The sequence below is a fragment of the Roseateles aquatilis genome, from assembly GCF_002205645.1.
GTDB classification, from domain to species: domain Bacteria; phylum Pseudomonadota; class Gammaproteobacteria; order Burkholderiales; family Burkholderiaceae_C; genus Roseateles; species Roseateles aquatilis.
In genome coordinates this window covers 26,297-40,905 of sequence record NZ_NIOF01000002.1, presented here as the reverse complement: position 1 = coordinate 40,905, position 14,609 = coordinate 26,297, and the positions used below count along the sequence as shown (strand labels likewise).

Genomic DNA, 14,609 nt, shown 5'->3' with positions numbered 1-14,609 from the left:
CGAGCCCCTCTGGCTACCAAGGCATCGTGAACGTCTTGCAATTCGTGAACGACTTCATCGCCTCCTGCACCCCTTCCTTGTAGCCCAGGCCCGAATCCTTGATGCCGCCGAACGGCGTCAATTCAATGCGGTACCCCGGCACCTCCCACAGATTGACGGTCCCCACCTTCAGCTCCTTCGCGAACCGGGTGATGTCATCCATGCGATTCGTGCACAAGCCCGAGGACAACCCAAAGGCCGTGCCGTTGGAGATCGCGATCGCCTCGTCGATGTCACGGAAGCCGATGATGGGCGAGACCGGCCCGAAGGTCTCCTCGCGCACCACCGTCATTTCCGGCCGCACCTGATCCAGCACCGTCGGCGAGTACAACGCACCTTCCCGCCGATTGCCGACCAGCAGTCGCGCGCCCTGCGCCACCGCCTCGTCGACGACCCGCTCGAAGTGGCGCGCCGCCGCCTCGTCGATGACGCAGCCCATGTCCGTGCCCGAGTCCATCGGATCACCGAACCGCCAGGCCCGCGTCTTCTCGACCACCAGCTCCGTGAACCGCGCGCGCACCGCTTCGTGCACCAGCATGCGCTTGACCGCCGTGCAGCGCTGCCCCGAGTTCTTGTAGGACCCCTGCACCGCCAGATCGCTGGCCTTGTCGAGGTCGGCATCGTCCATCACGATCAGCGGATCATTGCCGCCGAGTTCCAGCACGATGCGGCGATAGCCGGCCTTGTGCGCGATGTACTTGCCGATCGACACGCCGCCGGTGAAGGTGATCAGGTCCACATGCGGATGGGTCAGCAGCTCGTCGGCGATCTCGCGCGGGTCGCCGGTCACGACCTGCAGCATCTCCGGCGGCAGGCCCGCCTCGTAGAGCAGATCGGCGAAGTACAGGGCCGACAGCGGCACCTTCTCCGAGGGCTTGAGCACCATGCGGTTGTTGGTGGCCACCGCCGGCACCACCTTGTGGGCCACCTGGTTCATCGGATGGTTGAAGGGCGTGATCGCGGTGATGACGCCCAGCAGCGGCTCGCGCGTCGTGAGGACCTTGCGGCGCTTGCCATGCGGCGTCAGGTCGCAGGAAAAGACCTGGCCGTCGTCGCGCAGCGCCTCGGTGGCGCCGAAGCCCAGCACGTCGGCGACGCGGCCGATCTCGTAGACGCTGTCCTTCTTGGACAGGCCCGACTCACGCGTGATCAGGTCCGAGGCCTCGGCCGTGCGCTCGCGCAGCAGGGCCGCGGCGCGGTTGAGGATCGCCGAGCGCTCATAGCGCGACAGCGTCGATTGGTAAGCGTGGGCGATGTCCATCGCGCGGCGCACGTGGGCCAGGCTGGCCATCGCCACGGTGCCGACGCGCTCGCCGGTGAAAGGGTTCAGGACGTCGAGGCTGCGGTCGGTGCGGATGCGCTCGCCACCGATGCGCAGGCCCTCGGCGCGGAAATGGGCGCAGTCCTTGACGTGCGGGCTGGTGCTCATGCGGCCTCCTGGCGGGTGATGGCGCCGATGAAGTTGCGGCCGCGCGCGCCAGTCAGCGCGTGGGCGACCATCTGGGCGGCCTGGTCCTCGCCGACGCCGTAGTCGGCGAAACGGGTCTTGACGCCCAAGGCTTCGATGAAGGCCGCCAGGCGCCGCGGCGCCGTGGACAGCGGCCCGCCCAGCGCCTGGACCAGCACCGCGTCGCGGTCGGGGTGCTGCCCCATGGCGCGCTCCAGGACCATGGGCAGAGGGAAGGAACACGCGATGCCGTGCGGCAGGCCGTAGCGCAAGGTCATCTCGTAGGAGATGGAATGCGCCAGGGCCGTGCGCGTGTTGGAGAACGCCATGCCGGCCTTCAATGCCGCCAGCGCCATGCGCCCGCGCAGCTCGATGTCGGACAGCCGCTGCATCAGGCGCGGCAGCGTGTCGAGGATCTCGCGTGCCGCGGCCACGGCGAAGGTGTCGGACACCGGATTCGCGTTGACGTTCCAGATCGCCTCCAGCGCATGCGAGAGCGCATCCAGCCCGCTCTGCAAGGTGACCGAGGCCGGCAGCGACAGCATCAACTCGGGGTCGATCAGCGCCACGCTGGGCCAGGTCTGCGGCAGGTGCAGCGAGTGCTTGACCTGGCGCTCGCGGTCCCAGATCGTGGCCCAGGGCGTCACCTCGCTGCCGGTGCCCGCCGTCGTCGGCACGGCGATCAGGGTCCTGATCCGCGCCGGCTCGAAGGGCTTGCCGCTGCTCAGCAAGGCCATCAGCTCGTCGAAGGTGCCGCTGGCCGTGCCGACCATCAGCGCCTTGGCCGTGTCGATGGCACTGCCGCCGCCCAGCGCGATGATGACTTCGGTGCCACCGGCATTCTCGGTGCCATCGACGCCGCCGGCACCGTCGAGGCCTTTGGCGCCATCGGCGTCGCGCCAGAAGCTCTCATACAGCGGGCGCAGCTCGGCCACGTCCGGATTGGGCCGCACGTCCTCGATCACGCCCGTGAGCTGAGGACCCAGCAAGGCCTCGACGCGGTCGATCAGACCCAGCGCGCGCGCCTCCGGAAAGGTGACCAGCAACGCGCGCCGGCCGGCCAGCAGCCTCGGCAGGGACGACAGAGCCCCTGCCCCGTACACGCTTTGCACGGGGTTGAAGTAGTCATGCGTCATGGTGAGCCTTTAGCGGGGTGGTTCCGCGTGGTTCAGGGCAAGGTCGAACACGTCGAAGTTGCGCAGGCGGCGCGTCGGCGGCAACGCGCGCAGGGGCCGGTTGAACAGCAGCGGGATCTTCTGCTCGGACACGCCGCCGTGGGAGCGCAGCGGCACCGTCAGGCCGCTCAGATCGTGCAGCGCGGCGCGCGTGCCGATGACGGTCAGGTGATCGGACACGACCACCAGATCACCGATGCGGTCCGGCGGCAGCTCGAAGCGGTGCGCCGCGTCCTCGCGGCTCAGCACCGCCTCGATGCCCGGCAGCGCGGCGATGGCCGCCTGCGCGCTCGCCGTGGTCCGTGCGTCGGGCAGGTAGACGGTCGCGAAGGACCCGAGCGCGCCGTGATGCACGACGTAGGGATCGGTGATCGGCAGGATCACGCGGGCCCGGCCCTCTCCCAGCGCGGCGTCGAGCTGCTGCTGCAGATAGATGACCTGGGGCTGGCCGCCGGCGTCGGTCTTGGGGCTCATGCCGTGGTCGGCGGTCAGGCCGATCACCGCGCCCATCGCGTCGAGCTGCGCCAGGTAGCCGTCCATCATCGCGTAGAAGGCATTGGCCTCGGCCGTGCCGGGCGCGCACTTGTGCTGCACGTAGTCGGTCGTCGACAGGTACATCAGATCGGGCCGGTGCGCCTGCATCAGCTTCACGCCCGCGGCGAAGACGAACTCGCTGAGGTCGGCGCTGTAGACCGAGGGCACGGGCTTGCGCACCAGGGCCGGCACCTGCTCGATGCCGCCGTCCGCCAGCGTGGCCTGGTCCGCCTTCTCGGCGGAGAAGCAGATGCCCTTCAGCCCGTGGCCCAGCAGCGTGCGCAGCTTGTCCTTGGCCGTGACCACCGCCACGCGTGCCCCGGCAGTCGCGAACGCGGCCAGCAAGGTCGGCGCGCGCAGATAGGACGGGTCGTTCATCATCACTTCGCGGCCGTTCTCCACGTCGTAGAAGAAGTTGCCGCTGATGCCATGCACCGCCGGCGGCACGCCGGTGACGATGGAGATGTTGTTGGGGTTGGTGAAGCTGGGCACCACGCAGTCGCCGATCAGCGAGCTGCCTTGCGCCAGCATCCGTTCGAGGTAGGGCACGACGCCGGCCCGGATGGCTTGCGTGATGTAGTCGGGCTCGCAGCCGTCGACGCAGACGACGACGACGGGGGCCGCGGGCCGCGCGTAGCGCCGGCCATTGACCTCGATCGCTTCGGTGGAGGGGGTGCTCATCAACGGGCTCCTTTCTGGATCCAGGCGCGCAGCCGGGTCGATACGTAGTCGGCCACCATCACCATCGCGATGATCACGAGGATGCAGGTGGCGGTGTCCTGATACTGGAAGAGCTTCATGCTGCCCACCAGCTCGAAGCCGATGCCGCCGGCGCCCACCATGCCCAGCACGGTGGCCTGGCGCAGGTTGGTCTCGAAGCGGTACAGCACGACGGCGATCCAGGCCGTGATCACCTGCGGCAGCACGCCGAAGATGATGGTCTGGATGGGCCCGGCGCCGGTCGAGCGCAGCGCCTCGATCGGGCCCTGGTCGATCTCCTCGATGGACTCGGAGAAGAACTTGCCCAGCATGCCCGCGCCATGCACCGCCAGGGCCAGCACGCCGGGGAACGGCCCCAGCCCCACGGCCGCGACGAAGACCAGCGCGAGGATGATCTCGTTGACGCCGCGCGTGACGTTGAAGACCTGCCGCATCGCGTGGAACACGAAGGCGTTGGGCGCCAGGTTGCGCGCCGCCAGGAAACACACCGGCACGGCCAGCAAGGTGGCCAGCAAGGTGCCCCAGATGGCGATCTGCACCGTCTCGATGGCGGGCTGCACCAGCTTCTCCAGGAAGGCGAAGTTGGGCGGGAACATGCGGCTGAGGAAGTCCCCGATCCAGGGCAGGCCCTTGGCGAGTTCTCCGAAGCTGACCTGGGCGCCCTGCGCCGCCCACCACAGCACGGCGGCCATCGCCACGCCGGCCAGCGCGCGCGGACCCCAGCCGAATCGGCCGGACGGCCGCGCGACCAGCAAGGTGTAGGAACCGATATTCATCACGCGGCCTCCTCGAGCATCAAGCCGTTCACGCCCGGCGCGGACTCCGGGCCGCACGGGGGCAAGACCTGCCCCCGGTGGCCTTCGTCCAGGCCGGGATAGATGCGGTGCAGCACCTCGTCCGTCAGGCCCTGCGGCCCGCCCTCGAAGACGATGCGGCCGCCCGACACGCCGACGATGCGCTCGCCGAATTCACGCGCGTAGTCGATCTGGTGCAGGTTGCAGATCACGGTGATGCCCAGCTCCTGGCTGGCCTGCTTCAGATACCGCAGCACCGTGCGCGAGGTCTTCGGGTCCAGGCTGGCCACCGGCTCGTCGGCCAGGATGATCTTGGGCTGCTGGGCCAATGCACGGGCGATGCCCACGCGTTGCTTCTGGCCGCCCGACAGGGTGTCGGTGCGCAGCTCCGCCTTCTCGGCCAGCTCGACCCGGCGCAGACATTCCTGCGCGATGTCGACGTCCTTGCGCGGGAAGATCTGCAGCCACGACAGCAGCGAGGGCATGGTGCCCAGCCGGCCGGTCAGCACGTTCTTGCGCACCGACAGGCGCGGCACGACGTTGTAGTGCTGGAAGATCATCGCGACCTGCCGGCGCACGCTGCGCAGGCTGCCGGCGTCGGAGCTCACGCGCCGGCCGTCGATGTGGATCTCGCCCTGGCTCGGCTCGCAGAGCCGGTTGATGCAACGCAGCAGCGTCGACTTGCCGGCGCCCGACGGGCCCAGGACGACCAGGAACTCACCCGGTGCCACGTCGAGGTCGATGCCCTGGAGGGCGTCGAAGTCGCCGTAGCGCTTGCTCAGTCCGCGGATCCTGATCACTTCATCGCCCTCAGGTCGAGGTTGAGGGTCTTGGCCGTCTCGCGAATGATGTTGTAGGCCGCGTCGTTGGTGGGATGGAAGCCGTTGAGCACGCCCTGGTCGGACCAGGGGATGTCCTTGACCTCGAGAAAGGCCGCCTGGATGCGCTTCTTCAGGTCGGCGTCCAGGTCCTTGCGCCAGACGGTGGGGGACTCGGGGATCGGGTCCGACTTCCACACCACGACCAGGTCCTCGCGCCTGGCCAGGCCCTTGGCGATGGCGGCGTCGAGGATGCGGTCGGCGATCGCCACGGCGTCGATCTTCTTGTTCTGCACCGCGACGGCGTTCGAGTCGTGCGAGCCCGAGAAGATCACGCGGCCGAAGTCCTTGTCCGGATTGAAGCCGGCCTTGATCAGGCCCGCCTTGGGGAAGAGGTGGCCCGAGGTCGAGGTCGGATCGACGAAGGCGAAGGTGCGGCCCTTCAGGTCGGCCACCGTCTTGATGCCGCTGTCCTTGTGCGCCACGATCAGCGAGTGGTAGGACGTGCGGCCGGCCTTCTTGGTCTCGGCCACCGCGAAGGCCTCGATGTCGGCCACCGTCGTGCCCAGCACGTAGGAGAACGGACCCAGGTAGGCGACGTCCAGCCGCCTGGACCGCAGCGCCTCGATGACGCCGTTGTAGTCGGCCGCCACGAAGGGCTTGACCGGCATGCCCAGCGCCTTGGACAGCTGATCCATCATCACCTGGCTGTTGGCGATCATGGCCCGGGAATCCTCGGAGGGGATCAGCCCCACCGTCAGCACGCTGGCCGCGCGGGCCGCCGGCGTCAGCGTCAACAAGGGCGCGCCCAACAAGGCAGGGGTCGTCGCGAGGATGGAACGGCGAGTGAACTTCATCTTTGTCTCCGGTTGAAGTCTTTTCAGTACCGCATGCGCATGCCCGTTTGGCCGGATCTGTGACGCACGGAGCGACTGTCGGCGCTGACGCACCATTTAGCCAATTCAAGTTTCTACACCGATCCATTCAGCAGCTCTATAGTTGCCAAGGGATAACGAGAGGGGGTCTTCATGCGATTGACACAGCTGCGTTCCTTCCACGCCGTGGCCACGGCCGGCAACTTCACGCGCGCGGCGGAGAAGCTGCATGTCAGCCAACCCACCGTCACCACGCAGGTCGGCCTGCTGGAGGAGCGCTACAAGGTGGAGCTGTTCCATCGCAGCGGCCGGCAGGTGCGGCTGACCGAGATCGGCGAGCGCCTGCTGCAGGTGTCGCGGCAGATCTTCAGCCTGGAGGCCGAGGCCGTGGAGTTGCTCGGCGACGCGGGCGAACTGCGTTCAGGCCACCTGCGCGTCGCGGCCGTCGGGCCGCATCACGTGACGCAGATGCTGGTGCCCTTCAACCAGCGCTACCCGGGCGTGAAGATCTCGATCAGCACGGGCAACTCCCAGGACGTGCTGGACCGGCTGCTCGACTACCGCGCCGACATCGGCGTGCTGGCCCAGACCTTCAGCGACCGGCGGTTCGTCTCGATGCCGTTCAGCGAGCACCCCGTGCTGATCTTCTGCTCCAGCGAGCATCGCTTCGCGCGCCGGCGCAGCATCCGGACCACGGAACTGCAAGGCGAGAAGCTGATCCTGCGCGAGCAGGGCTCCACCACGCGCAAGGCGCTGGAGGCAGCCTTGAAGGCGGCGGATGTCGAGCCCGAGGTGGTGATGGAGATCGGCAGCCGGGAGATCATCCGCGAGGCGGTGCTGCGCGGCGTAGGCGTGGCGGCGGTGTCCGAGGTCGAGTACGTGCCGGGACCCGGCCTGCACGCGGTGCGCATCAGCGACGCGCAGGTGCGGACCTATGCCCACGTCGTGTGCCTCGCCGAGCGCAGGGAGATGCGCATGGTCCAGGCGTTCTACGAGGTGCTGGCGACGGAGGTGCTGACGTCCTGAGCCGGCGCCACGGAGCGCCGATGCGGCGACGGTGGACCGGCGCGCCATGCACGATGCGTCGAAGCGACCTGGGCTCAGGCGCTCTTTGGCGCCTGCCGGGCCGCGTCCGCCACGCTCCAGAACAGCCGATCCTCGTCGCCCAGTCCGTGTGGATCCCAGCCCGCCAGCAGCGCCCGCACGGGCTCCTTGACGCGTGACAGCACCAGGCGGACGCCGCGCGCCGCCAGCCACCGGTCCAGTTCCAGCAGGCACTCGACGGCGGTGCTGTCCAGGTCGGCGCTCTCCTCCAGGCTCAGCACCAGCACGTTCAGCGCCGCGTGGCCCTCGACGCGCCTGCGGACCTCCGCCGCCACGCGGTCGGCGCTGGCGAAGAACAGCGGCTCCTCGGGCCGCAGGATCAGCAGGCCGGGCAGACCGGTTGCGCCGGGGTGATGCTCGTCCAGCATCACGAAGTTCCGCGTGTCGCCCAGCTCGCCCAGCTCATGCACGACCGGCTGGCTGAAGCGCCGCAGCGCGCCGACGACCGACAGCGCGATCGCCACCAGCATGCCGTAGAGCACGCCCAGGACGAGCACCGCCGCCACCGCGGCGACGAGCAGCGCGCGGTCCCGGTTCATGCGCCAGAGGTCCAGCAGCGGGCGCGGATTCAGCGCATGCCACAACGCGCTGATCACGGCCACCGCCAGCACCGGCCGCGGCAGCAGATGCAGCGCCGGCAAGGCCAACACCAGCGCCAGCGTGATGACGATCAGCGCCACCACGCCGGCGAGGCGGCTGACGGCGCCCGCCGCGGCGTTGGCCGAGGTGGCCGAGAACCCCGCTCCCACCGGCATGCCCTGCAGCAGCCCGGCGGCCACGTTGCAAGCGCCCAGCGCCATCAGCTCGCGGTTGGGGTCCAGCGTGTCCCCGCGGGCCAGCGCCAGGCTGCGCATGCTGCCCCACGATTCGGCGATCACGAGCACCACCAGGCCGAAGGCCAGCTCGGCCAGCCGCAGCCATTCGGACAGCGGCAACCGGGGCAGGCTCAAGTGCAGGCCCGGACGCTGGAAGGCCCCCACCTCGGCCACGCCGAATCTCGTCGTGATGCCCAACTGCCAGGCCGCCACGATGGCGAGCACGATGACCAGCATCGCCGCCGGCACCTGCGGCCAACGCCGCAGCACGGTGACCACGGCGCCGGCCAGCAGCGCCACCGCCAGACTCGGCAGGTGCCAGGCCGTCGGATGTGAGAGGGCATACAGCAGCACATGCAGCGGGTCGCCGCCGGTGCCCGGTGGAAGCACAAGGCCCAAGGCATCGGGCAACTGCTTGATCACGATGGTGATGGCCAGCGCGAAGGCGAAGCCGCGCAGCACGGGGCGCGAGACGAAACCGGACAAGGCGCCCTGCCGCGCGTACCCCAGCGCCAGCATCATCAGGCCCGCCAGCAGCACCAGAGCCAGGAAGGCTTCGCCATAAGGCACCGGTCCGCCCACGGAGAGCACGGCCGCCGCGGCCAGGCTGGCGGTGGACGAGGTCGGCGCGACGATGGCGAAGCGGCTGCGCCCGAAGACGGCATACAGCGCCAGGCCGGCCATGGCCGCCGTCAGCGCCTGCGTGACCGGCACGCGGGCCAGGCCCGCATAGGCCACCGCCTCGGGCAACAGCAGGCCGGCGATGCACAGGCCCGCGCCGAGGTCGCGCCAGAGCGCCGCCGATGTCCCCGGGGCCGGGTCTTGCCCGTCAAACACGGAAGGCCCCGTCGTCGAAGGCTTCGTTGTAGATCGTCGCGTCCTCGTGCAGGCGCGCCACGCATTCCTGCGAGGCGTCCAGCAATTGCGCCTTCCACTTGCGCTTGCGCGCGAAGTCGATCAGTTCGTCGGCCGTGGCGGAGCCTTGCCGCCCCGCGCTGCGCAACTGCGCCCAGGCGACGATGCGGCCGGTCACCTCGACCAGGTCGGCCAGCCCCGCCCTGCCCCGGGGCGAGCCGCTCAGCGCCACGCGGTCCTCGCTCGGCTGCAGGCCGCGCAGCACATAGGGCCGGTCGTCCATCATCACCGGCTGCAGGAAGGCCATCGACACCGCCTGCTCCCGCCGCTGCAACGCCACGACGCGGCAGGCCTCGGTGCTCCATGCCGGCTGGGGCAGCCTCAAGTGCGGGATCAGGCAGGACGGCAATGCCTGCTTCAAGTCGAGCAGGTAATTGCCGTCGGGCGAGCCCTTGCCTTCGACCAGGATCGCGTACCGGTCCACGCCGAGGCTGCCGGTGCCGGCGATGCGCCGCGCCACGTCCAGCACCTTGTAGAAGCTCGCGTTGGGCTGCGAATGCGCGAACCCGTGCATGAAGGCGGTGATCAGCTCGCGCTGCACCGGGCTGACGGGCAGCGCGCGCTTGCCGTCGATCTTCAGCACCCGCTGGCGGCCCTTGCCCATCGCGCTGCGGGCATCGAGGAACGCCGCGCGCTGGCGCCCGCGCAAGCCTTCCAGCAGGTCGCGCACCAGGCCGCTGGCGGTATCGCGCTCGACCCAGTAGGCCTTGCCGGCAGCCAGCGCCCCGGCGTAGGCATCCAGGAAGCGTTGGCACAGCGCCTGTGCGTCATCGGGGCCGATGGCCAATTCCTCGGCGGCGATGCGGATGCTGCTCAGGTAACGCACCAGATCGAAGGAAGCCGGAGCCAGCGCGGCCTCGTCGAAGTCATTCAGATCGAAGTAGGTGAGCCGGTTGTCCGCCTTGTAGCTGCCGACGTTCTCCAAATGCAGATCGCCGCAGACCCAGACGGCCGGCGCCGTCTTGAAGACGTCGCCGCGCGGCAGGCGTTCATAGAACAGGTGACAGGTGCCGCGCAGGAATCTGAACGTGCTGCCGCGCAGGGCCTGGTACTTCAGCTGCAGGCGCTCGGGGTCGCGCCCGGCGTTGAAGGTCTGGATTCGTCGCACGACGTTCAAGGCGGCCCTCCCTTGAGTCATCTTGTTGGATGCTCGACTCTAACCGCCGGAGGCTCGGGATCGTTGGGGTTAACCGAGGCTTCACCTGCGGGCCAGCTTTTCGGAAGATTCCTTCGGTTGCGGATCGGCCACCCATCGGTAGCATGCGTTGCCGAGCGCCTATCTCCGCCACGAATTGCCGTTCCTCCGGAAAGGGAGTCATGGACCGCCATGTCTTCAGACCTGTCCAGCCTCTTGTGGGGCCGCCCGAAGGCCCCGCCTCGGCTCATTTCAGCCGTATCGCGCCGACCATCAATTGCTCAATCTGAAGACATAAATGAACGAAACCATATCGTTTGTTCAAAAGATTGTTGGACTGATGCTGGCGGCCTCAAAGCTGGAGAGGTTTCGCCCGAAGCGCGACCGCATCGCATCGATGATTCAAGACAGTCTCGGACTGAGGAAGTTCCCGCCAAATGAAGATCTGATGCGCGCACTGCGCATTTCATGGGCGGAAGCTTCATTGGAAATATTCGATGCAATCCGACCGACGCTGGAAGCCCCTTGGCCATCACACGCCTTGCACGGCCCGACGTACGTTGGCGAATTGATCAAGGAGTTCACTTCGGTTGCGAAGAACGTTCGTACGGAGGCACAGGAAGTTGAAGTAAAACTAAAAGACTCGCCAATTGACCGACATATCAAGAGCGTACTACAAGGATCCGCCGAGCTGTCTGGATTTACTCCCACAGAGCCAAATACCGAAGTCAGCCTTTCGTTCAGCGGAGTCTTGGCTGAATTGACAAATCGCCTTCCGCATGAAATCCCCATCTTATTTCAGGACGCCGCGAACGGGCGCATTCTGATCGCTGGAAATCAACAATCACAGAGCTTCGGAGATCTGGTTTTCTCCAAATTTGCACAGCTGATCAAGAGCACAAGTCGTCACGAAACGACCGTCTCATATCTGTTCTCTATTGGCCAGTCCACCACGACCCTGGGTACAACCGTTCTAGATGCAATTCGCACTATCGAGCAAAATCAAGAGGACCTTCTGTCAGAATTATCGGCGCTGAAGATCATCCAAGACGGGGCGACAAATCTACTCCGACAAGAAGAGCTTCGCGCAGAAATTTCCGGAATAGCCAACTCATCGACAGAAATCAAGTCGGGCGTCGACAGGCTGGAATCGAATGTTGACCATGTAAAGCTTGCCCTCGAAAATCTGGTGGCGCTCGTGAAAGCGGATCCAAGTTTTTCGACGATTCCAGTGCCAAATAGAGAACATCTCTATCAACAATTGATCAGGCTTGGCGACCCATCCTCCAAAGAAGTTGCACTGCGCGCACTGCTGAAGTTTGAGCATCTCACAGACTCTTCAATCGGCCCCATAGAGCAATGCTTGGCTGATTCAAACTCGACACGAGAATGCAGACGAATTGCATTGAAACTCCTCGTCGCCAACTTCCCAAAAAGCCCGGTCACAGCAGAGGCGGTAGTCGCCCACGTAGACGATCGTATTGCGCTCGATAATATCCACCTCGGCGGCGCGGGCGCCCTGGCCGCGTTGATTCTCAGAATTGAAATCAATGCAGATAGGGAAATGAACGCCGAGATCCTGGCGCTATCACGCCTAGCAATCGAACGACAAGCCGCGGTTCCGCATCTAGTCGCAATGCTCAAGCGCCGTACCGCGGATCGCCTTGTAGCAGCGCGAGGGTTACTGCACATTGCAGACAGAACCGACGTTCAATGCGCCATCCATGACGCGCTGAACACCAAATTGCTCGAAGTAATTCTGGAATCAGCGGGACAACCCCAAGAGCAAGCTCTGCGGACTCTCATTGCATCGCTGGGAAATCCGTGCATGGAAATGCTTTCCTCGATGCTCACGCGTTACTTGGATGGGCTTGGCATATCGTCAGATCGTTGCATGCTGATTTGGCGTGTCGCTCCTGATCGAGTACGCGAAGTTTTAGTCCGTGCGTTGAAAACGACAGATCCCGAGCGTCGCCTTCGGGCTGCCGAAGTATTGATCGGAACCGACTGTGACAAGCTGCTTGTAATGCAGACCTTGCTCAAGCTGTCGGCAAAGCACAGGCGCCTGTTTCACGAGCGACCCGAAGCGATGATTGAATATCAGATGGACAGGTTGGAGCTCGCCTACAAGAGCACCGGGAACTTGGATCTCATATCCCCGGCGACGTACGACTATTCGGACTCAGGGCTGGAGATCAATTTTCGCCTCATGATCAGAGCAGCGCAGGGAATCGACATCCGGGAGGCCGGACGGATTTCAAAGATCGTGGAGACGCATGATTCCTACGTCCAAATTGCATACAAAAATCGAGAGGCAATGGCGACACGAACCGAGATGCTCAATGGCGGTGACACGCTCATCACAAGATGGCGATTGAGCGCGATTGACATCTATTCAATCCTCGCGCCAAAAGGAGCGATCATCGATTTCCTAATTCGTGGCAAGGACGCAAACATCGTCAGGCGAGCCATCCTGGATGAAGTTCTGTCTTGGCACCAAACCGTCTGATGCAAGCTCCGTGCGAGCTCCTCGCCACCGTGACGATGTATGGCATTGATTTTCGGCAGAGCTCAACTTCATCGCAAATCGCAACTCCTCCGAAAACGGGAATCATGGCCCGCCACGCATTCAGATCGATCCTTCAGGCCGCCGTTGTCGTTGCCTTGACCGTCGGGCCCGTCGCCGTAATGGCGGAGACCTGGCGCGTCGGCTTGCACAGCGCCGGCAAGCTGCAGATCGGCACCGACCTGGAACAGTTGCCCGTCTCGCTTCAACAGCCGCTCGTGCGGACGGAGCTGGATCCCTCTGGCGTGTTGCCTGGCCCCACGAAATCGCGCGGCGTCGGCGACTTCGTCGAAGGCATGGCGCGGTCGAGCGACAAAAGCTTCGAGCAAGTGGAAGCGGAATTCTTCGAGAACATGCGCCCCACTTCGTTGATCAAGCGGTTCGCGTCGCCGCAGGAGGTGGCGTCGCTCGTGGCCTATGTGGCGAGCCCGGTGGCATCGGCGACCACGGGTGCGGCACTTCGGGTAGACGGGGGCGTCGTCAAGAGCGCCTTCTGACGCGCACACGAGGGGCGCCGCGATCGCCCTCTCGCCGATTCATGGCGAAGGCGCCCGACGGCAATCGAGTCGCAACACACACGCCCCACCATGCGCATTTGCGATGCTTGCGGGCGTGTGCCCCATGGCACGCCGACCCAACGATCTGAAGCACACATGACAAGTCGCTTGCTCACCGCATTTCTCCTTCTCGCCGCCGTCACGCTGGCACGCGCGGAGCCGATTCAGGTCGCGGTCCCCACGGCCGGGCTGTCTTCGTCACCCGCGCCACTCGTGGCCTATCTGTTCGAGCCCGCCACGCCGGGGCCGCATCCCGCGGTCGTCATGCTGCACGGCTGCGGCGGCGCCTATGCACGCAGCGGCGCCCTGAATGCACGCCACCTCATGTGGGGCGACTTGCTCGCGGCCAACGGCTACGTGGCGCTCATGCTCGACAGCTTCACCTCGCGCGGGGTCAAGGAGATCTGCACGCAGAAGTACGCCGAGCGCTCGCTGAAGGACGTCGACCGCGCGGGCGATGCCTATGCGGCCCTCGCGTTCATGCGAGCGCGAAGCGACATCGATGCGAAGCAGGTGGCGGTGCTCGGCTGGTCGCATGGCGGCAGCACGGTGCTCGCGACGATCAAGCGGCGACCGACGCAGGACGCGGGTTTCGCCCGCGCAGTGGCGTTCTATCCGGGCTGCTCGGCCGCGGCCAAGCGGCCCGCAGCGTTCGATCCGTACGCGCCGCTGCTCGTCCTCATCGGCGAATCGGACGATTGGACTCCGGCCGCGCCCTGCGAGGCGCTCACCGCCGCGGTGCGCGCGCGTGGCGGTCCGATGGAGATCGTCACCTATCCCGGCACGTACCACGACTTCGACAACCCGGGCATCACGCGCCAGCGAGTAAGGACCGAGGTGCCCAATGGCGTGCATCCGGGACAGGGTGTCACCACGGCGCCGAATCCAGAGGCGCGGGAAGATGCGAAGCGGCGGGTGTTGAGGTTTTTGCAGGAGATGAAGGCCCCTGAAGGAGCGACGCCGGGCACTTCGTGATGTGTCTTGGTGGCGCGGCCATCTGACCAGGCGCGGGGTCGACCTGACCGCGTTCCGCCACTCTTCGTCAGCGCCTGCGCTGAACGCGGCGCTTCAGGTGATTGAGCACGCCGCCCCATAGAGCAAATGCAATGCTTGGA

11 protein-coding genes and 1 pseudogene are annotated in these 14,609 nt (G+C 66.1%); 4 read left to right on the top strand and 8 right to left on the bottom strand.

All coding sequences use genetic code 11. From position 1 onward, the window contains the following. Nucleotides 1-13: 13 nt before the first annotated feature. Genes phnY through phnD form a run of 6 tightly spaced genes read right to left on the bottom strand, consistent with a single transcriptional unit; the run spans nucleotide 14 to nucleotide 6,384 of the window. On the bottom strand, nucleotides 14-1,468 hold the full coding sequence (gene phnY, locus CDN99_RS05670) for a phosphonoacetaldehyde dehydrogenase (protein WP_088383533.1): 1,455 nt from the start codon (nucleotides 1,466-1,468) through the stop codon (nucleotides 14-16). Beyond that, nucleotides 1,465-2,622, bottom strand: coding sequence for an iron-containing alcohol dehydrogenase PsrA (psrA, locus tag CDN99_RS05665; RefSeq protein ID WP_088383531.1), 1,158 nt, complete (start codon nucleotides 2,620-2,622; stop codon nucleotides 1,465-1,467). The genes phnY and psrA overlap by 4 nt, the downstream gene beginning before the upstream one ends. A gap of 9 nt (nucleotides 2,623-2,631) precedes the next feature. After that, the gene (gene phnA, locus CDN99_RS05660) at nucleotides 2,632-3,876 is read right to left on the bottom strand and encodes a phosphonoacetate hydrolase (protein WP_193531689.1); all 1,245 of its coding nucleotides are present in this window, start codon (nucleotides 3,874-3,876) and stop codon (nucleotides 2,632-2,634) included. Continuing rightward, the gene (gene phnE / locus CDN99_RS05655) at nucleotides 3,876-4,691 is read right to left on the bottom strand and encodes a phosphonate ABC transporter, permease protein PhnE (RefSeq protein ID WP_088383527.1); all 816 of its coding nucleotides are present in this window, start codon (nucleotides 4,689-4,691) and stop codon (nucleotides 3,876-3,878) included. Before phnE ends, phnA begins: the two co-directional genes overlap by 1 nt. Next, a complete protein-coding gene (gene phnC, locus CDN99_RS05650; protein WP_088383525.1) occupies nucleotides 4,691-5,509 on the bottom strand; it encodes a phosphonate ABC transporter ATP-binding protein in 819 nt (272 codons plus the stop codon). Before phnC ends, phnE begins: the two co-directional genes overlap by 1 nt. Next, on the bottom strand, nucleotides 5,506-6,384 hold the full coding sequence (gene phnD / locus CDN99_RS05645) for a phosphonate ABC transporter substrate-binding protein (RefSeq protein WP_088383523.1): 879 nt from the start codon (nucleotides 6,382-6,384) through the stop codon (nucleotides 5,506-5,508). The genes phnC and phnD overlap by 4 nt, the downstream gene beginning before the upstream one ends. A 171-nt stretch (nucleotides 6,385-6,555) precedes the next feature. Here phnD and CDN99_RS05640 point away from each other — a divergent pair, with 171 nt between their 5' ends. Then, on the top strand, nucleotides 6,556-7,428 hold the full coding sequence (locus tag CDN99_RS05640; protein WP_088383521.1) for a LysR substrate-binding domain-containing protein: 873 nt from the start codon (nucleotides 6,556-6,558) through the stop codon (nucleotides 7,426-7,428). A gap of 74 nt (nucleotides 7,429-7,502) precedes the next feature. Here the strand turns inward: CDN99_RS05640 and CDN99_RS05635 are convergent, their stop codons facing one another. Both CDN99_RS05635 and CDN99_RS05630 read right to left on the bottom strand, forming a co-directional pair. Next, on the bottom strand, nucleotides 7,503-9,158 hold the full coding sequence (locus CDN99_RS05635) for a SulP family inorganic anion transporter (protein ID WP_088383519.1): 1,656 nt from the start codon (nucleotides 9,156-9,158) through the stop codon (nucleotides 7,503-7,505). Beyond that, nucleotides 9,151-10,344 (bottom strand): DUF2252 domain-containing protein, encoded by a 1,194-nt coding sequence (locus CDN99_RS05630; protein WP_375134422.1) that lies wholly within the window; start codon nucleotides 10,342-10,344, stop codon nucleotides 9,151-9,153. Before CDN99_RS05630 ends, CDN99_RS05635 begins: the two co-directional genes overlap by 8 nt. Before the next feature lie 325 nt (nucleotides 10,345-10,669). Here CDN99_RS05630 and CDN99_RS28090 point away from each other — a divergent pair, with 325 nt between their 5' ends. The 3 genes and pseudogenes from CDN99_RS28090 to CDN99_RS05615 all read left to right on the top strand — a co-directional run bounded on the left by CDN99_RS28090 (nucleotide 10,670) and on the right by CDN99_RS05615 (nucleotide 14,469). Continuing rightward, nucleotides 10,670-12,880, top strand: a complete 2,211-nt coding sequence (locus tag CDN99_RS28090; RefSeq protein ID WP_141100655.1) for a hypothetical protein — start codon at nucleotides 10,670-10,672, stop codon at nucleotides 12,878-12,880. 233 nt (nucleotides 12,881-13,113) lie between these two features. Then, nucleotides 13,114-13,434: pseudogene (locus CDN99_RS05620) on the top strand (SDR family oxidoreductase); the annotation flags it as partial. Between the two features lie 168 nt (nucleotides 13,435-13,602). Further along, nucleotides 13,603-14,469, top strand: a complete 867-nt coding sequence (locus CDN99_RS05615; protein ID WP_238139392.1) for a dienelactone hydrolase family protein — start codon at nucleotides 13,603-13,605, stop codon at nucleotides 14,467-14,469. Nucleotides 14,470-14,609 lie beyond the last annotated feature (140 nt).